15 protein-coding genes are annotated in these 18,151 nt (G+C 72.7%); 7 read left to right on the plus strand and 8 right to left on the minus strand.

All coding sequences use genetic code 11. The features are described from left to right. Window positions 1-63: 63 nt before the first annotated feature. Both FRAAL_RS14140 and FRAAL_RS14145 read right to left on the minus strand, forming a co-directional pair. A complete protein-coding gene (locus FRAAL_RS14140) occupies window positions 64-915 on the minus strand; it encodes a COG4705 family protein (protein WP_231861647.1) in 852 nt (283 codons plus the stop codon). 168 nt (window positions 916-1,083) lie between these two features. Continuing rightward, window positions 1,084-1,917 carry a COG4705 family protein gene (locus FRAAL_RS14145; RefSeq protein ID WP_050997122.1) on the minus strand — a complete coding sequence of 278 codons (834 nt, stop codon included), beginning with the start codon at window positions 1,915-1,917 and terminating at the stop codon, window positions 1,084-1,086. Window positions 1,918-2,111: 194 nt separating this feature from the next. Here FRAAL_RS14145 and FRAAL_RS35815 point away from each other — a divergent pair, with 194 nt between their 5' ends. Next, window positions 2,112-3,761 (plus strand): M48 family metalloprotease, encoded by a 1,650-nt coding sequence (locus FRAAL_RS35815; RefSeq protein WP_157892095.1) that lies wholly within the window; start codon window positions 2,112-2,114, stop codon window positions 3,759-3,761. A 51-nt stretch (window positions 3,762-3,812) separates the two neighbouring features. Here FRAAL_RS35815 and FRAAL_RS14155 read toward each other — a convergent pair whose 3' ends face one another. Further along, window positions 3,813-4,241 carry a nitroreductase/quinone reductase family protein gene (locus FRAAL_RS14155; protein ID WP_011604385.1) on the minus strand — a complete coding sequence of 143 codons (429 nt, stop codon included), beginning with the start codon at window positions 4,239-4,241 and terminating at the stop codon, window positions 3,813-3,815. A gap of 322 nt (window positions 4,242-4,563) precedes the next feature. Beyond that, window positions 4,564-5,703: an amidohydrolase family protein gene (locus FRAAL_RS14160; protein ID WP_011604386.1), complete on the minus strand. Its 1,140-nt coding sequence runs from the start codon at window positions 5,701-5,703 to the stop codon at window positions 4,564-4,566. A gap of 434 nt (window positions 5,704-6,137) precedes the next feature. On the opposite strand from FRAAL_RS14160, the gene FRAAL_RS14165 reads away from it, so the two are divergent. Beyond that, window positions 6,138-6,719, plus strand: coding sequence for a hemerythrin domain-containing protein (locus tag FRAAL_RS14165; protein ID WP_011604387.1), 582 nt, complete (start codon window positions 6,138-6,140; stop codon window positions 6,717-6,719). A gap of 21 nt (window positions 6,720-6,740) precedes the next feature. Here the strand turns inward: FRAAL_RS14165 and FRAAL_RS14170 are convergent, their stop codons facing one another. After that, on the minus strand, window positions 6,741-7,880 hold the full coding sequence (locus FRAAL_RS14170; RefSeq protein ID WP_011604388.1) for an NAD-dependent epimerase/dehydratase family protein: 1,140 nt from the start codon (window positions 7,878-7,880) through the stop codon (window positions 6,741-6,743). 55 nt (window positions 7,881-7,935) lie between these two features. Here FRAAL_RS14170 and FRAAL_RS14175 point away from each other — a divergent pair, with 55 nt between their 5' ends. The 3 genes from FRAAL_RS14175 to FRAAL_RS14185 all read left to right on the plus strand — a co-directional run bounded on the left by FRAAL_RS14175 (window position 7,936) and on the right by FRAAL_RS14185 (window position 12,277). Next, on the plus strand, window positions 7,936-9,321 hold the full coding sequence (locus tag FRAAL_RS14175) for a M20/M25/M40 family metallo-hydrolase (protein ID WP_306282394.1): 1,386 nt from the start codon (window positions 7,936-7,938) through the stop codon (window positions 9,319-9,321). A gap of 203 nt (window positions 9,322-9,524) precedes the next feature. Beyond that, complete coding sequence (locus FRAAL_RS14180) at window positions 9,525-10,289, plus strand: SDR family NAD(P)-dependent oxidoreductase (protein ID WP_011604390.1); 765 nt, start codon at window positions 9,525-9,527, stop codon at window positions 10,287-10,289. Window positions 10,290-10,540: 251 nt separating this feature from the next. Beyond that, complete coding sequence (locus FRAAL_RS14185) at window positions 10,541-12,277, plus strand: sensor domain-containing diguanylate cyclase (RefSeq protein WP_011604391.1); 1,737 nt, start codon at window positions 10,541-10,543, stop codon at window positions 12,275-12,277. A 4-nt stretch (window positions 12,278-12,281) separates the two neighbouring features. Here the strand turns inward: FRAAL_RS14185 and FRAAL_RS14190 are convergent, their stop codons facing one another. After that, a complete protein-coding gene (locus FRAAL_RS14190; protein ID WP_011604392.1) occupies window positions 12,282-12,626 on the minus strand; it encodes an RICIN domain-containing protein in 345 nt (114 codons plus the stop codon). Between the two features lie 275 nt (window positions 12,627-12,901). Then, a complete protein-coding gene (locus FRAAL_RS31700) occupies window positions 12,902-13,654 on the minus strand; it encodes a Clp protease N-terminal domain-containing protein (protein WP_011604393.1) in 753 nt (250 codons plus the stop codon). Window positions 13,655-14,237: 583 nt separating this feature from the next. Here FRAAL_RS31700 and FRAAL_RS14200 point away from each other — a divergent pair. After that, window positions 14,238-14,888, plus strand: coding sequence for a DUF4232 domain-containing protein (locus tag FRAAL_RS14200; protein ID WP_050997123.1), 651 nt, complete (start codon window positions 14,238-14,240; stop codon window positions 14,886-14,888). Between the two features lie 63 nt (window positions 14,889-14,951). Here the strand turns inward: FRAAL_RS14200 and FRAAL_RS14205 are convergent, their stop codons facing one another. Next, window positions 14,952-15,527 carry a GNAT family N-acetyltransferase gene (locus FRAAL_RS14205; RefSeq protein WP_011604397.1) on the minus strand — a complete coding sequence of 192 codons (576 nt, stop codon included), beginning with the start codon at window positions 15,525-15,527 and terminating at the stop codon, window positions 14,952-14,954. A 131-nt stretch (window positions 15,528-15,658) separates the two neighbouring features. On the opposite strand from FRAAL_RS14205, the gene FRAAL_RS14210 reads away from it, so the two are divergent. Next, entirely contained in the window at window positions 15,659-18,145 is a 2,487-nt protein-coding gene (locus tag FRAAL_RS14210; protein ID WP_011604398.1) for a DUF4062 domain-containing protein, read from the plus strand. Window positions 18,146-18,151 lie beyond the last annotated feature (6 nt).

Raw genomic sequence — 18,151 nt, forward strand, 5'->3', positions numbered from 1 at the left:
GTGAAGGCCGTGTGAGCGGCCATTTCTGCCCGCCTGCCCGGCCGACCAGGCGGCCAGCCCGTTTCACCGCGCGGCGGTGCGGGCCTGCCGGCGGTATCCGTGGACGACCAGCAGGACGAGCACGCCGAACAGGATCGCCGAGGCACCCGAGGTGCCGTAGGCGAGGCCGCCCCTGGCCGTCGGCTTGGTGAGCAGATCGCCCAGGGTCGCGCCCATCGGGCGAGTCAGCACGAAGGCCGACCAGAACAGCAGCGTGGTCGGGAGGCGGCGGCTGTACCAGGCGACCGCGATGACCGCCAGCAGGGACCAGATCAGTGCCGCTCCGCCGGCATAACCGAGGCCCGAACTGTCGGACAGGAAATCGCCCAGTGAGGTTCCCAGCGTGTTCGACAGCAGAATGGCGGTCCAGTACAGCAGTTCGACCCGGAAGGTGACGGGCCGGGTGATGTCGAAGGTGTGTCCGGAGCGCCACCAGGCCGCGAACAACAGCAGGAGCAGCCCGAGCAGAATCGCCGCGCCCCGCGGATAGCCGAGGCCGAGGGTCCGGTTGGCGAAGTCCGACATGGTGGTCCCGGCCATGCTGGTCGCGAGGATGACCGTCCAGTAGAGCCCGGGATGGAGGCGGTCGGCGCGGACCTGGACCGTCAGGCTGACGAGGAACAGCGCGATGAACAGGACCGAGCTGGCGGCGTAGCCGACCTTCATCGTCTGGGCCAGCAGATCGCCGCCGGTCTCGCCCAGGGTCGTCGCGACGATCTTCGTGATCCAGAACAGGAGGGTGACCCGGGGGATCTTGCTGGCCGCCGGCAGGGCCCGGGCGGCGGCGCCCGGCCGGCGCCGCTGCCCGGGGACCTCGGTGGGCGGGGCGCCGGCCACCTCGGCGGGTGGCGCCGGCGCCGGATCTTCAGGATGCACCGAGGCGCGCTCCACCACGCGGGGACCCGAGATGTTGCTTAAAGTGCCTTGTCATGCGCCCAGCGTAGGGATCGTGGATGTGAAGAGCATGTAGCCGGACCACCACACCCACCGCACGCTGCGAGCATCCGGCCAAAGATCTCTCGGGGACGCGGCACCCGGGCCGCGCTACCGCCGCAGCGCGCGGTCCTGCGGGGAGTCGTCCGGATGGGTGGGCTGCGGGATGGCCGCGGGAGGGATCTGCTGGCGCTGGATGTCGCGGCGGGTGACGGTGACGTAGGCGACGAGCGCGACGATCAGGACGGTGGCGATCGCGCTGACGACCCCGTCGCCGAGGCCGACCCCGGTGCGGTCGTGCGGCTTGCCGAGCCAGTCGGCGAACGAGGCGCCGAGCGGGCGGGTGACGATGTAGGCCAGCCAGAACGCGGCGACCTCGCCCAGCCCGAACCGCCACCAGGCGATCGCCGGCAGGGCGATGATCACCGCGAACATGATGCCGGAGGGCAGGAAGCCGAGGTGCAGCGTGCTCGCCGTCAGATCCCCGAGGGCGGTGCCGAGCGCGAAGGTCGCGAGCACGGTGCACCAGTAGTAGGTCTCCCGGCGGCGGGTGACGATGCTGTGGATGGACAGCGTCCCCTCGCTGCGGTGCCACCGGCGGAACACCACGGCCAGCACGACGGCGTAGAAGATGGTCGTGCCGATGTGGCCGAACGGCGGCCCGTCGGCGGCCATGGTGCCGAACACGGCCAGCATCACCACGGCGAACCAGTAGACCGGCGCCTGGTAGCGCCGCGACCGGAACTGCAGCCAGAGTGCCGCGACGAAACCGAGCAGGCCGATCGCCGCCGCCAGCACCAGGTTCACCCCGGCGAGGAAGTCCGCGGTGGCCTCACCCATCCCGGTGGTGAGGATCTTGATGACCCAGAACAGGGCCGTGATCTCGGGGACCTTGGGCGCGAGGGGCTCACGGCCGCGGATCAGGCGGTGGGACTTCGACCGCATCGAGTGCTCTTTCCGGACGGGGGACATGGGCCGTCCGAAGAACATCACGCGGCCCGTGTGAGGACCGTGTGAGCGCGACGCCCCGGCCGGCGCTGCGCGGGTGAAACGGCGTGCAACGAATATTCTGGCCTTCTACTATTGGATTCCTGTTTCGGCCGTTCGGCCGTTCTCGGGGGATGGGTGGGGAACGTCTCGTGCAAGGTCATGTTCGGCGCCGGCTGATCGCCGTGCTCTGCGTTCTGGGCGGCGTGCTGGCCCTCGCCTGCTGGCTGGTGGCGGTCCTGTCGCCGGTGCCGTTCGCCTGGGCGGTGACGGGCGGGGTGGCCGTCGTCGCCGTCCAGTACCTGGTCGCGCCGTGGGTCATCGCCTGGCTCGTCCCGGCGACGGAGCTCGTCCGCACGGCCGACGGGTACCGCAGCGACGAGCCGGTGGCCGCGATCGTCGCGCGCCAGTGCCGGGCGGGCGGCCTGCCCCTGGTCCGGCTCGGCATCGTCGAGGACGGCGAACCGAACGCGTTCACCTTCGGCCGCAGCCGCCGCGACAGCCGGGTGTGGATCTCCCGTGGGCTGCTGGACCGGCTCGACGAGCGCGAGGTCGAGGCGGTCGTGGCGCACGAACTCGGCCACGTCGCGCACCGGGACGTGGCCGTGATGACCGCGGCCAGCCTCATCCCGGCGGTCCTCTACTTCGCGACGGCCGGTGGGCGCGCCGCCGACCGGCCGGGCGGCAACGACCTCAACCGGCTGCTCGCCTTCGCCGCCTACCTCGCCGCGCAGCTCGCGCTGCTCGGCTTCGCCCGGGCCCGCGAGTTCGGCGCCGACCACGCCTCCTGCCGCGCCACCGGCGACGGCGACGCGCTGTGCTCGGCGCTGGTCCGCATCGCCTACGGCATCGACGAGGTGGGCCGTGAGCGGGCCGCGCGGATCGCCGCGCTGCGCGCCGACGACGAGAACCGTCAGGCCCGCCGCCTCGCCCGCCGGGCGGCCCGGATCCGCTCGACCGGCGCGTTGGGGATCGCCGGCCCGGGTGGCCTGCCCGCCGCCGGGCTGCTCGGCCCGGGACTGCCGCCCGAGCGCATCGCCGCGGCGATGCGGTGGGAGAACACCAGTCCGTGGGCGCGCTGGGGGGAACTGTTCGCCACCCATCCGCTCGTCGTGCACCGCATCGCGGCGCTCGAACGCAGCGGCCTGCCGGGCGCCCCGACCCGCTGGGGGGCGGTGCGCGCGGCCGCGGCGGCCCGGCCGGGGGAGCGGACGGCGGCCCGTGGCCGGTTCCTGGTGGAACTTCCCCTGCACCTCGGTGGCTGGGCGTGCCTGGTCGCCGCCCTCACCGTCGCCCAGCACCACCTGGACGTAGGCGGCCCGCGGACGGTCGCGGTGCTGGTGGCCGCCGCCGGGGTGCTGCTCGTCGTCCGCGCGGCGCTGCGCAGCCCGCTGGGCGCGCCCGAGCCGGTGGACGAGGCCGCGAGCCTGCTCGAACGCCTCGACGCGGGCCCGGTCGGCGCGGTGCCCGTCAGCCTGCGCGGCCGGATCGTCGGTCGGGGCGGCTACGTCGCCTCCCCGGACTTCGTCCTCGCCGACGACAGCGGCATCGTGCCGATCGTCTACCTGCAGCCGTTTCCCGGCGCGCGGACCTTCTTCGGGCTGACCGGGGCCGACGCCTTCGTGGACCAGGAGGTGCTGGTCACCGGCTGGTTCCTGCGCGCGCCCGGCCCGTACGTCGAGCTGCGCTCGATCACCGGCGCCTCGGGGCACACCGCCCGAAGCTGGCAGTTCGTCGCTCGCTACGCCCTGTCGCTGGCCGTGCTGCTTGTCGGGGCCGTCCTGCTCGCCCTGAACCTGTAGACGCGGCCGGGGGCATGCCCCCGGCGCGCGGGTGGGGACGTGACGGGATGATCAGGAACCGGTGGGCAGGAGCTCGACGACGGGGATGAGGCGGCTCACGGCCGCCTGCAACTCGGTGAACTGCGGGTAGCGGGCGGCCTGCCGGGCGTACATCTCGTCGCGCTTCTCGCCGTGCACCTCCGTGGCGGTGACCTGCAGCCGCCGGCCCTCGACCTCGATGGTGGCCTGCGGGTTCGCGCGCAGGTCGTGCAGCCAGCGCGGGTCCTCGTCGACGCCCGGGTTGACGGCGTAGACGAAGTACCGGTCGGCGTCGGCGTAGAAGTTCAGCGGGCTGACGTGGGGCGTCCCGTCGGCCTCCGCGCCGGTGACCAGCAGGAGCAGGGTGGCTCCCGTGTACTTGCCGGCGGGTCGGCCGCCGTTGGCCCGGAACGCCTCGACGAACTCGTCGATCTCCTGCGTGCTGAACATTTTCTGGCTCATCGGTTCGCCTTTTCTCCTGGTGCCGCGAACCGCGCGGGAGGGATCGGCCGCCGGGCCGGCAGCGCGCGTTCACCGGGCGCGGCGCGCGCGTTGCCGTCACCGACGGGCGGAGTCGCAAGCCGATGGCGCTCGCCGCGCGGACAGACATCCGGGATACGTCCGGCCCTCGGACCGTCGCGATGGGACGTCCTTCACGCCGCCGACGGCAGGGCCGTGGCCAGGGCGTCCGGACGTGGGACCGGTAGGCGAACCGGTGGGCTGTGGCCGGTCCCACGCCTCGGAGTGGTACGAGCGAACCGTCAGGCGGCGTCGTGCGGGGACCTCAGGACGTGCGGGGGAAGTTGTAGAGCGTCCGCGCGTTCGTCTCGACCATCCGCAGGGCCTCGTCGTCGGGGACGTTGATCAGCGCCTCGGCGAGCAGCTTGCGGGTGTTCGGCCAGTTGCTGTCGGAGTGCGGGTAGTCGCTCTCGAACATGATGTTGTCGACGCCGATGCGGTGGCGTGCCTCGATGCCGGCCTCGTCGACGATGAAGCACCCGTAGATGTGGTCGCGGAACAGCTCGCTGGGCCGCACCTCGGTGTTGACGTCGTTGTACCAGCGGTGACGCTCCCACACGTAGTCGATCCGCTCGAGCATGTAGGGCATCCAGCCGATGCCGCCCTCGGACAGCGCGATCTTGATTTGCGGGAACCGGTGGAAGACGGGGGAGAGCAGCAGCTCGGACGTCGCCGACATGGAGTTCAGGGCGAACAGCGAGATCGCGACGGTGAAGTTGGTCGTGGCCGCCTCGGGGGAGCACTGCGGCGACCCGCCGGAGCCGAAGTGCAGGCAGATCGGCAGGCCGGTCTCGCTGGCGGCGGCGAGCACCGGGTCCCAGTGGGTGGTGTGCCAGGACGGCAGGCCGAGGCGGTCGGGCAGTTCGGGGAAGGTGATGCTGCGCGCGCCCAGCGCGGCGGTCCGCCGGATCTCGGCGGCGGCGGCCTCGACGTCCCAGTAGGGCACCATCATCAGCGGGATCTGCCGGTCGGGCGCGGCGGCGCACCACTCGTCGAGGATGAAGTCGTTGTAGGCCCGGACGGTCTCGGTGGCCAGCGCCAGGTCCTGCGAGGCGGCGAGCACGCTGCCGGCGAAACCGGCGAAGTTCGGGAAGCAGAGCTGGGCGTGAATGCCTTCCTCGTCCATGTCCCGGATGCGGTCGGCGATGCGGTAGCAGCCCGGTAACATGTCGTCATAGCTGCGGGGGTCGAGCCCGAAGTCCTTCGGGCTCTTGCCGGCCACCGCGTTGAGGGCGAAGTTGCCGGCCCGGCGGCCCTCGTAGATCCACCAGTCGTTGCCGTCCTCGGCGCGTTCGATGCGCGGGCAGACGTCCTGGTACTTCGCGGGCATGCGATCGAGCCAGACGCGCGGGTGCTCGATCACGTGATCGTCTACCGAGACGATCTGGGCGTTGGCGGGCAGCATGTGATCCTCCTAGGGGACAACGGCCGATCCGCTCCGTGGAGAAGTCCCGATCTTCTGACAAGTACGTCACATTTTTAGGAGCCGCGCAAGGGGCGGCCGCCAACCGTTGGCGCGAGGGAATCTGACGGCCGCGTCGCAGTGTGACCGAGGCGCGACGCGGGAGCGGACCGGCGACGGCGGCGACGCGCTGCCCACACCCAGCTCACCCCAGGCGTGTTGTGCCCGCGGGATCGGGTAGCGCTGACCCGTCGGCCCAGGCCGGGCCGGCTGCGGTGGCCACCATGGTCGCGGGCCGGCATGGTCGCGGGCCGGCCTGGTCGCGGGCCGGCGGCCAGCCGGATGTCCCCGGTTCATCCCGGACGGCGTGCACAGCGACCGGCGTCCGCATCGGACGGCAACGATCGGCTCATCCCGAAGCGAGAAGGAGACCTGGCATGGCGAGCAATCTGGCGGAGCGGGAACGCGCGCAGGCGGCGACGCTGCCCGAGGACGACGTCGTGGGACTCCTACTTGCGCAGCACGCGCGGATCCGCGACCTGTTCGCGGCGGTCGGGGTGCAGCGTGGCGAGCCCCGCAGGAAGGCGTTCGACGAGCTGCGGGCGCTGCTCGCCACGCACGAGACGGGCGAGGAGATGGTCCTGCGGCCGGTGTCGCGCAGGTCGGCCGGCCCCGACGTGGTGCGGGCCCGTAACCACGAGGAGAAGCAGGCGGCGAAGGTGCTGGCCGCCCTCGAGAAGCTGGACATCACCGGCCCGGACTTCGCCCGGCAGCTCGCGGCACTCGAGCAGGCGGTGTCCGAGCACGCCGAGCGCGAGGAGCTCGAGGAGTTCCCGGCCGTGCGGGGGGCCACCAGCCGGGACGAACGGCGCAAGCTCGGCCGGCAGCTGCGCGCGGTCCAGAGTCTGGCGCCGACCCACCCCCACCCGAGCACGGTGGGCTCCCCCCTCGCGCAGTGGGCGGTCGGCCCGTTCGCGTCGCTGGTCGACCGGGCCCGCGACGCCCTGCGCCGCAGGTAGGCCGCCCAGGCGACGCGGGGCTCAGATCCGCCCACCGCTGCGGCCGGACAGGGCGCGCCGCGCGCCGCGGGCATGGTCGAGCCAGCCGGCCGCGCCGCGCAGGACCGGGGTCTGCTCGCCCCGGCCCGCGCCGGCGCCGACGAGCCAGTCGCGCAGGACCGTGCTCGTGGACAGGACGGGGGCCCAGCCCAGCTCCCGGCGGGCCCGCCGGGTGTCCATGATCGGAGCGCCGCGGGCGAGGTCGATCCAGCCGGGGCTCACCGGCGCCAGCCGGGCCCGGTAGGCGGCACCGACCGCGGCGCGCAGCAGCGCGGGCGGCAGCGGGATCCCGCGGGCGCCGAGCATGTCGGGCAGCGTCCGCGGCGTGACCGGCGGGTCCGCGGCGACGTTGTAGGCGCCGCGGGCCGTCGGGCTGAGGGCGGCGGACGCGAAGGCGACGGCTGCGTCGCGGGAGTGGACCACCTGGAACATCAGTCCGCGCACGGCCGGCACGACCGGCAGCCGCCCCTCGCCGGCGCCGAGACGGCGCAGCAGGCCCGGCGGCGCCAGCGGGCCGAGGAAGTACCGGGCCTGCGACTGCGCGGCGGCGGCGGACAGCACGATCGCCGGGCGCAGCCGGGACACCCGGATCCCCGGATGATCGGCCTCGAGGCTGTCCAGCAGCCGTTCCACGGCGACCTTCTGGACGCTGTACGGCGACGTCTCGATCCCCGTGGTCGGCCAGTTCTCGTCGACCGGCCGGGGGGACTCCCGGGGGCGGTAGGCACCGACGGACGACGCGTACACCAGCGCCGGCACCCCGGTGGCCAGCGCCGCCGCGAACACCCGTTCGCTCCCCGCGACGTTCGTGGCCTCCGTGACGACCGTCGCCCGCTCGGGCTGGATCAGCCAGGCCAGGTGCACGACCGACGCACAGCCGCGGAACGCCTTCTCCAGCTCGCCGAAGGCCCCGGGGCGCGCCACGTCGAGCGCCAGCCAGCGCACCCTGGCCCGCGGCCTACCGGCGGAAGGGGGTTCGGCGGACGGGGAGCCGGCGGACGGGGGGCCGGGCGGCGGGCGGCGGGCGATTGCGACGACCTCGTCGACCCGCGGGTCGGTGGCCAGCTCGCGGACCAGGTGATAACCGATGTTGCCGGATGCTCCGACGATGGCGACTCGCATCCTGTTCCCGTGCCCCGCCCGCGCCCATCAACCCGTGCCAGGACCTGTCCGTACGATGCACGTCGTGGCCGACGCTCTCGCTCAGCTCGACGACTACCTCGCCGCCCGCCGCCCCGAGTTCGAGGACCGGCTCACCCGCCTCGTCGGGATTGCCGGCGTCAGCGCCGATCCCGCCCACCAGCCCGACATCGGGCGCACGGCCGACCTCGCCGCCACGCTGCTGAGCGACGCCGGCCTCGACGCGCGGATCGTGCCCACGCCCGGCAATCCCGTCGTCCACGGCGAGTACCGCGCCGGTTCCGACTGCCCCACCGTCACGATCTACAACCACCTCGACGTCCAGCCCGCCGACCCGGCGCAGTGGGACACCGAGCCGTTCCGCCTCACCATCTCCGGGGATCGCTACGCCGGGCGCGGCAGCACCGACGACAAGGGCCCCGCGCTCACCGCGCTGCAGGCCGCCCAGTACGCCATCGTCCAGGACCTGCCGGTCAACATCGCCTTCGTCTGGGAGCTGGAGGAGGAGATCGGCAGCCCCCACTTCGAGACCTTCGTCCGCCAGGAGCTGCCGCGGCTGGCCACCGACTCCGTCCTCGTCTCGGACACGGTCTGGATCGCCGCCGGCCGGCCGGCCATCGACTACGGCCTGCGCGGCCTGGTCACCTTCGAGGTGAGCATCGAGACCGGTACCAACGACACCCACTCCGGCCTCACCGGCGGCCCGGCCCGCAACCCGCTGGCCGAACTCGCCCAGATCGTGGCGGAGTGCCTCGACCCGGCGACCGGGCGGGTGCTGATCCCCGGCTTCGCCGACGCCGCCGCGCCGGTGACCGACGCCGAGATCGACAGCTTCGTCGCGTCCGGCTTCGACGTCGCCACCTTCATGGCGATGCACGGCCTGACCTCGATGCGCACCACCGACGTCCGCTCCGTGCTCGCGAAGATCATGGGCGAGCCGACGTTCGAGGTGCACGGCTTCACCGGCGGCTACACCGGCCCGGGGGTGAAGACCGTCATCCCGCCGCGCGCCGGCGTCAAGCTGAGCTCCCGCATCGTCCCCCACCAGGACCCCCGCGCCGTGTTCGACCTGGTCCGCGACTTCATCCAGCGCCGCCACCCGGACGCCCGCATCGAGCTCGAGGCGGCGATGCCCGCCTACCTGGGCTCCCGCACCGGCCCGCACGCCGACGCCGCCCGCGCCGCCGTCGAGTACGCCTTCGGCGTGACCCCGGCGTTCGTCCGCGAGGGCGGCTCGATCGGAGCCGTGCTCACCATGGACCAGTACCTGAAGGCCCCCGTGGTCCTGCTCGGCCTCAGCCTGCCCAGCCACGGCTACCACGCGCCGAACGAGCACTACGACTGGATCCAGGCCGCCGGCGGCACGAAGATGTTCGCCCACTACTTCGCCCACCTGGCCGCCGGCGGGCGCGAGGGCCGCTGATCCACCTGAACTGCTGACCCGCTGATCGGCCGTCCGGAAGGCGTTCCTCCCGTGTTGCGGGAGTGTCCGACGCGTGCGGGCGTAACGGTGCGCGGAGTAGCGTCCAGGGGAAACGTCCGGGATGCGTCGCTGGCTGGCCGTGCGTCGGACCAGGCGGCCGCGTGACCGGACTACCGGTGTGGACGGACGCGGGAGGCGGCTTCATGGCAGCGGTCAGGCTTGACGCGCGGCGCATCGTGATCACGGGCGGGGCCAGCGGCATGGGTGCGGGGCTCGTGCAGTCGCTGCCCGGTCTCGGCGCGCAGGTCGTCTCCCTCGACATCACCGTCGATCCCGGCGAGCGGATCGCCGCGCAGGCCGGCGCCCGCTTCGTCCCCTGCGACGTCACCGACCCCGACTCGGTCGACACCGCCTTCGCGAAGGCGGTCGCGCACCTCGGCGGCCTGGACGTCCTCATCCACGCCGCCGGCATCGCCCCCGCCGCGCCCGCCGCCGAGCTCACCGTCGACCACTGGAACAAGATCCTCGCCGTCAACGCCACCGGTACCCTGCTGACCAACCAGGCCGCGTTCACCCACCTGCGCGAGCACGGCGGCCAGATCATCAACTTCGCCTCCGCCGCCGGCGTGCTCGGCTACCCGAACAAGGCCGCCTACGCCGCCAGCAAGGGTGCCGTCGTCGCCTGGACCCGCACCGTGGCCGTCGAGTGGGCCAGCCACGGCATCACCGTGAACGCGGTCGCCCCCGCGATCGTGACGCCGATGTACGAGCGGACCCGCGCCTCGATGACCGCCGAGCAGCTCGCCGCGCACGACGCCACCCTGCAGCGCAGCATCCCGATCGGCGGGAAGCTCGGCGACGTCCAGCGCGACTTCGTCCCCGTCCTCGCCTTCCTCGCCAGCGACGGCGCCCGCTTCATGACCGGCCAGATCTTCCCCGTCGACGGCGGCACCCTGATGATGCGCTGACGTCCACCGCCCAGCGCCCACCGCCCAGCGCCCACCGCCCAGCGCCCACCGCCCACCGCCCACAGCCCACCGCCGGCCCGGGGCCGATCCGGGCGGGGTTTGCCGCCGCGGGCGACGGCTATAGCCGGGAGGGGGCGGGCGTTCGGGACATGAGCGTCGCCGGTGACGGGTGGGTCGGCGAGGGGAGTGGTCGGACGGCAGCGAGGGCGCGGACGAGGACGCGAGCGGGTGCGGCCCGGGGTTCGCACGCGGTGGACGCGTTCGCGCGCGACGCGCACGCGGGCGACGCGCACGCGGGCGAGGATGCCTCGGGACGTGACGGCGGCTTGGGCGCGGCGTTCGCGTCCGGCGGCCAGATGGGCCGGCTGATGGCGGCCAAGGACTGGGGCCCCACCTCCCTCGGGCCGCCCGAGACGTGGAGCAGCAGCCTGCGCACCTGCGTCGGCCTGTGCCTGGAGTCCCGCTTCTCGATGGTGGTCACCTGGGGGCCGGAGCTGGCCTACCTCTACAACGACGCCACCATTCCCATTCTGGGCCGCAAGCATCCCGATGCCCTCGGCCGGCCGTTCCGCGACGTCTGGCCCGAGATCTGGGACTTCATGCGGCCGCTGCTCGACCAGGTGATGTCCGGCGGCGGCGCCACCTGGTCCCAGGACCAGCGGCTGCTGATGTTCCGGCACGGCTACCTGGAGGAGACCTACTTCACCTTCTCCTTCGGCCCGGTGCGTGACGCCGAACGCGGCGGGCGGATCGTCGGCGCGTTGACGACCGCGCAGGAGACGACCCGGCAGATGATCGACACCCGTCGCCTCGCCTGCCTGCGCGATCTCGCCGCCGTCGCCTCGCTCCGCGGCGACCAGCGCTCGGTGTGCACCCGCGCCGCCGCGGTGGCGGGGCGTTGGCGCGACGACCTGCCGTACTGCCTCATCCTGCTGCGCGACCAGCGGCGCCCCCGCCTGCCGCCGCGGCTGATGAGCTGGTCGGGCCTGGCCGGCGAGGACGCGGCCGCGGACCTGTGCGCCGCGCTCGCGCCGGGCGGACCCGTCCCCGAGGCGACCCAGGCGCTGACGTCGGGGCAGGCGCGGATCGTGGACCAGGTGGCGTCGCGGTGCCGGGTGGTGCTCGCGGCCGCCTCGCCGTCATCGGGCTCGCCGCCGTCGGGCTCGCCGCCGTCGGGCTCGCCGCCGTCGAGGTCGGCGCTGGCGGTGCCGTTTGCCAACGGCCGCGACGGCCACCCGATCGGCCTGCTGCTGGCCGGCCTGAGCGACCGGCTCGCGCTCGACGGCGACTACCGCGACTTCGTCGCCCTGGTCGCCGGCCAGATCTCGACCGCCGTCGTGTCGGCGCGCGGCCACGAGGCGGCGCGGGCGCGGGCGGCGCGGGCCCGCCGCCGCGCGCTGCGCGACGGGCTCACCGGCCTGCCGAACCGAGTGTCGTTCCTCGACCGGCTCGGGCGGGCCCTCGCCCGGGCCGAGGCCGACCGGTGGCAGGACCGGGTGGGCCTGCTCTTCGTCGATCTCGACGGCTTCAAGGCGGTCAACGACTCTGCGGGCCACCAGGCGGGCGACTGGGTGCTGCGCGAGGTGGCGGCGCGGTTGCGGCGGGCGGTGCGTCCCGGCGACACCGTCGCCCGCCTCGCCGGCGACGAGTTCGCCGTGCTCTGCGCGGGAATCACCTCGGTGGAGGCCGTCACCGGCATCGCCGACCGCATCGTCGAGACCGCCGCCGTGCGTGCGCCCGGCGGCGGTCCGCGGGTCACCTCCAGCGTCGGCGTCGCCGTGTCCGGCCCCGGGCTGACCGACCCCCGCGAGATCCTGCACGCCGCCGACATCGCCATGTACGCCGCCAAGCGCCAGGGCCGCCACCGCCGCGTCCTGTTCGACGAGTCCCTGCGCACCCAGCCGACCCGCCGCCGCCAGGCCGGGCCTGGCAGGCGAGCTCGCCCGGGGACCATCGCCGCGGTCCCGGTTCGGACCTCGGCAGGATGACCGGTCAGACCCGGGGAAGGATCGTCCAACGCTGATCGCCGTGACCCTCGTCCGCCCACTGGTGGAGCTGCAGCCCGCGTGTGGTGGACGATCCGGGTACGCTCATCAGCTTGCCAGAGCGGTCGTTGATGAAACGCCACGCGCCCCCATCGCGCGTCTTCTTCCGCAGGCGGTCGGCACCAGTACCGCAGGGCACCTGGAGAGCCATGATGATCAGCGCTGCGAGCATCGGCCAGCACCGCATGCGCAGGTTCGACATCATGGTGAGGAGACCTCTCGGATAGTCTTCGATGGCCCGCCTCTGCTTCCGGCCGGGGAAGAAGTGGAAGCCGTCGAAGACACGTTCCACTCGTCGGGAAGATGGACATCCCGCATCGACAGAGGCTCCGTCGGCTCAACGCCCACGGCGTCAGATGGTCACCGTGATGACCGACTTCAGGTATTCGAGGGCCAAGAATGTGCTGGTGGCGCGAAAGACCCAGCGCAGCGCCGAGACACAGCCCGAGTGCCCGTCTGGAAGCATCGCCGACCCGAGTGGGCCGACGCACCCGCGAGGCCACCGGGCCGTCAGGTCCTGCGGCCTCGAGAAGGTACGTTTCCCGTCGGGTTTCGAACTCGGCAGGGTTAACTGTGGTCAGGTGGTTCCGATTCTTCTTCGGCAAGCAGTACGCGGAGATTCTGCACCTCGGCGCGCAGCCGCTGCTGCTCTTCGACCAGTTCGAGTACAGCGTATGCGTCAAGGTTCGCGCGCCAACGTTCGACACGGTCGAACATCTGCTCGACCACCGAGTTCCTCGTCTCTGTCAGTTCTCGAAACAAATCCAGATCGTCCGCTCGGAGCGCGACCGCGGCTGCGTCCTCCAGGCGAGAGATCTCCTGGTTCACATCGTCGAGGTCGGGCAGTCTTCCGGGGGGATCTGTCGTGAGAATACGGTCGATCTCGGCACGCAGCGCACCCTCGTCTACTCCCGCTCCGGCGAGGATGTCGGCGGCTACTCCGTGTGGCACGGTTGCGAGCGCGAGCAGCAGATGTTCGGTTTCGATTCGGTCGCTACCAGCTCGTTGCGACTCCGCTGCTGCCAACCGAAATGCCTCCTTGACTCGGGGAGTGAAGGGCGTCACCTCACGTGACGGTGAATGGGGGCTGCCCGGGCTCCGGTCGAACCGCGTACGCACCGATTCATACGAGAGACCCAGGGCCCGCAAGGCGACCCCCGCGACCCCGTGACCTTCACGCAGAAGCCCGAGAAGCACGTGCTCGGTGTCGGCTTCCTCGACTCCCAGCTCCACCGCCTCCTGGTGGGACAGCCCAATCACCAGCGTGACCCGGTCAGTCATACTCCGTGTCTTCCGGCGACCCGCGAACACCGATGGCATCAGACCCTCCTTCCGCGAGCCTCCCGGCCGATGCGCCGTCCTGTCGTCGCTTCGGTGGCCACTCTAACTGGTGTGCGGCCGTTGTATGTGCACTTGTTCGGCGGTCAGGCCGAGCGCGGACCTTCCTGCTGCGGCGGACAGGAAGACCGCAAGCTTGACTATAAGGTGATCGTTCGTCTTCCGGCAGAATGAAGTGCGGATGGAGTGACGCGATCGTCCATGGCCGGAGGGTGAGTTCCCCCTGGAGTGGAGGAACCCTTGGCGCACGATTGATCCGCGGTGTGAGATGCCGGATCCCCGGTCTGCCAAGGAGTACCGGAATCCTCCGGCTTCACCTGCGGAGCCGCGGGCAACCGTGCGCCTCACCCTGGAGGTCCTGCGCGACGACCAGCCGTCCCGCCCCGTCCCGAGCCGTGACCGGGCGGGTGGCTGGCGTGTGTCGGTGGGATAGTTCGGTCCGGTGGGCGGGCTGCCGCGCCATCGTCAAGGTAGCGGCGGGCACGAGCCGGCCGGCCGGCGTCCACGGTGCTGGTCACCTGGCCGTCGTTGACGAAGTTCGGACTGGCGAGTGCGGAGGTACGACATGCGTGGCGAACCCGGGGGGCGTCCGGGCCTGGTGGCCATCTCGCTGGCCGCCCTGCTGACCGCCGCCGGCTGTGGTGGCTCCACCGTCGCCACCGGCACGAGCCCGCTCCCGACCTCCGCGACGTCTCCGACGTCCGCGTCGGCGGTCCCGGCGGCGTCGGCGGCGAAGGTGCGGCTGTCCTCGGCAACACCCTCATCGCCGGCGGTGGCCGCCGGGAGCGGCACGTCGGCGGTCCCGCGGTGCGAGGCGGGGGACCTGACCGTCGCGCTCGGTGCGGCGGACGCCGCGGCCGGCGGGCAGCATCAGCGTCCGCTGGTGGTGACGAACCGGTCGCCGCGGCGCTGCGCCGTGACCGGCTATCCCGGGGTGCGGTTCGTCGCCCGCGACGGATCGGCCTACGACGTCGTGCGATCGCCGCTCGTCCGACCCGGCCGGATCGACCTGCCGCCCGGCGCCGACGCCCGGGCGAATCTGACCTACCTGACCACCGAGCCCGGCGACAGCGGCGCGTTCCTCCCCGCGCGCGTCCTCGTCACCCCGCCGGACACGACCACCGCGGTCGAGCTGCGCTGGGACGGCGGCCCGGTCCTCGACCAGTCGGGCGCCACCCATCCGGGCACCTACATCATGGCCTTCACCGCCGCGTGAGTCTGTCCTGCCGCGTGAATCCGTCCTGCCGCAGGGCGTCACCGACCGACGGCAGGCCGCCGGTCAACGACAGCGGCGGGCGGCCCACTCGTCGGCGAGCAGGGCGTAAACGATCTCGTCGGTCCACTCGCCGCGCAGGAGCTCGTTGCGGACGAAATACGCCTCGCGGCGCAGTCCGAGTCGCTGCAGGACGCGGGCGGAGGCGCCGTTGCGCGCGTAGATGCGCGCGACGATGCGGTGCAGGCCGAACTCGTCGAAACCCAGCCGCAGCAGCTCGCGGGCGGCCTCGGTGGCGTAGCCGCGGCCGGCGACCGCGGGGTCGAAGACGTAGCCGACCTCGCCGCCGCCGTGCTCGCGGCTCGTCCACGTCAGCAGCACGTCGCCGACGAGCGTGCCGGAGTCGGCCTCGATCACGGCCAGACCCAGGGTCTGCTCCTCGTCGTCGAGCTCGCCGCGGGACCGTTCGATGCGGTCCAGCACGCCGGCGCGGTCGAGCACGCCGTGGGGCACCCAGCGCACCACGTCGGGCCGCGCCTTGTACGCCAGCATCGCGTCGGCGTCGTCCGGGGTGGACGGGCGCAGCAGGAGCCGCGCGGTTCGCAGCGGGTAGCGCGGGCGAAGGGCTACGTTGCGGCTCATCTCGTGACGGTAACGCCGGCCCCCGTCCGGCCTGCCCGGCGCGGCCGGCGTCCGGTCCGTACCAGGTAGTTTCCGGACGCACATTAGGTACTGTCCGGTCAGGTACTTCCCACGACGTTCGGGGGAAAGGGTTGCGCGCCAGACTGCGGGTGTTCGTCAGCCACACGTCGGACATGAACAAGTATCCGACTGACCGGGCCTTCGTGCGGGCGGCGTTGGACGCCGTGCGTCGCAGTGGGCACACCGCCATTTCGATGGACGACTTCCCCGTCGTCAGCAAGGTGCCGGCGTCCTTCTGCGAGGAGAAGGTCCGCGAGTGCGACGTGTACATCGGGGTCATCGGCCTGCGGTACGGCTCGCTGGTGGCCGGCGATCCGCGCGGCGCCGCCGCGCCGGCGAACGTCCCCGGCGTCGGCCAGCCGAAACCGGACTCGACGGACTCGACGGACGCCGTCGTCCCGCCAGGTCAGACGGCCGTCTCGTACACGGAACTGGAGTTCCGCACGGCGGTCGAGAAGAAGATTCCCCGGCTGCTGTTCCTGCTGGACGAGGACACTCCCATTCCGCGCAAGTTCACCGACAGGGATCTCGGGCCGGTCGATGCATTCCGGGAGCGGCTGCGAAACGCCGACGTGATTGTCGGCTTCTTCCGCACCGCGGACCACCTGGAAGCCCAGGTCACGCTCGCACTGTCCCAGCTGGTCGACAATGGCGCAGTCGATGCCGCGCTTGTCGCCAAGCGGATCGCAGACAGGTCGCCGGTCACGTCCGGGACCGCCCCGCAGCCCCCGGACCTGACCGGCCTGACCGCCGCTACCGACCAGGCCGGCACAGGTGCGGCGGACACGGATGCGGCTGGCAGGGATACGGCCGGTGCTGCCGGTGCTGCCGGTGCTGATGACGCGGGGCGCCGGTTCCGCCGGCGGGGAACGTTGCCATACGTGCTTGGCGCGGCGGTCCTCGCCGGCGCCGTCGCCGCCGGGGCGGTCCTCGGCGCGGGGCTGGGCCGCCCGAGATCGTCGCACGCCTGCCAGGCGCCCGACCCGCTGACGGCGCTGCCGGCCGCGGCCACCTGGGTGGGATCCTTCGACGAGCAGTGCATCGGGTTCAGCGACGGGGCGTACACCTTCGACTCGACCTCGCCGGATCTCGCCGCGCTGCTGACCACGATCGGCCGGCAGAACGCCGCGCTCGCCGGCAAGGGCGGCGTGTACACGGTGGTGGTCGCGGCGCCGCTGACCGGGAGGCACCCCCCGCCGGGCGGCGGACAGGCCGACTCGCCGACGACCGTCGGGCAGGGGGGACTGAACGAGCTGCTCGGGGCCCAGCTCGCGCAGGCGGCGACCAACGCCGCCGCGGATGCCCCGGGCGCCCGTTCCCGGTCCCGGATCCGGCTGCTCGTCGCCAACGTCGGCTGGCACTCCGACGGCGCGCTCACCGTCGCCCGGCACATCGACGAGGTGGCCCGCGCCGATCCCGGCCTCGCCGGGCTCCTGGGCCTGTTCCAGAGCACCTCCGCCGCCCGTCAGGCGGTGGCGTTGCTCAGCGGTACCACCGGTATCCCCATCGTGTCGTCCACGGCCTCCGACGACGGCTTCACCCGGCCCGTCGGGCCACCCGGGCAGACCCGCCGCGCGTTCGACTGGTACTTCCGGGTCGGGCCGACCAACCACCGGGAGGCGGAGGTCATCGCGAGGGCGATCCCCGAGATCATGAAGCGGGAGGAGCGCGGCGACCAGCCCATCCGACCGTTGATCGTCTCCGCCGGGGCGGGTAACGGCCCGAAGGACGCCAACCCCGACCACTACAGCGACAACCTCGCCGAGGACATCAGAACGGAGCTGGGTCGAGTGCCGCGCGCCGCGCCGGCCGTCCGCGTGTCCTTTCCCGAGACTGCGCGGGCGGAGGCGGCCAGCGCCGCGGACGGCGGCCCCACCGTGGTGGGCGTGCTCGGCCATGACCTCAGCGAGCGCTGCACCGGCCCGCAGCCGCCGAATTTGATCATCTACACCGGCCGGACCACCAGCGTGAACACCCTGCTGGGGGCGTTGACCGGGTCCGCCTGCGGCCGGGCGGACCCGCGTCTGCCGATCATCTCCGGAGACGACGCGATGGAGCTGGAGACCGACCCGGGGGAGATCGCGGCGGGCGCCCTGGGTCGCCACACCTTCTACTTCGCCGACTTCGGCCTTGCCCAGCCCGGCGACATCCCGCCGTCCTACTCGGAGCAGACCGGCGCGGACGGCACCGTGCCCCGGCAGTGGGCGACGCAGGTGCGCGACACCCCGCAGCGGCTCATCTCCGGGCACACGATCGTCGCCTTCGACGCCCTGTCGGTGCTGGCATGGGCCATCGGCGCCGCCGAGCTCAACACCCCGCCGCCCGGCCAGCTCCGCGCGAACATCAAGGCGGTCCTGAACCTCACCTGCGGCGATCTCGCCCGCGCCGGTGCGAACGGCTACATCAGCTTCGACCGGTACGGCGACTCGACCAGCGCACCGGTGCTCATCCGCCGGTTCGACCCGACAGACGCCACGGTGACGACCATCGCGCCCGGCACGATCGCGCAGAGCCCGCGCCGCCCCGCCGCCGCGGTCGCCAACTGCACCGTCCTCTGATCCGGC

The organism is Frankia alni ACN14a (assembly GCF_000058485.1).
In the GTDB taxonomy this organism is placed as follows: domain Bacteria; phylum Actinomycetota; class Actinomycetes; order Frankiales; family Frankiaceae; genus Frankia; species Frankia alni.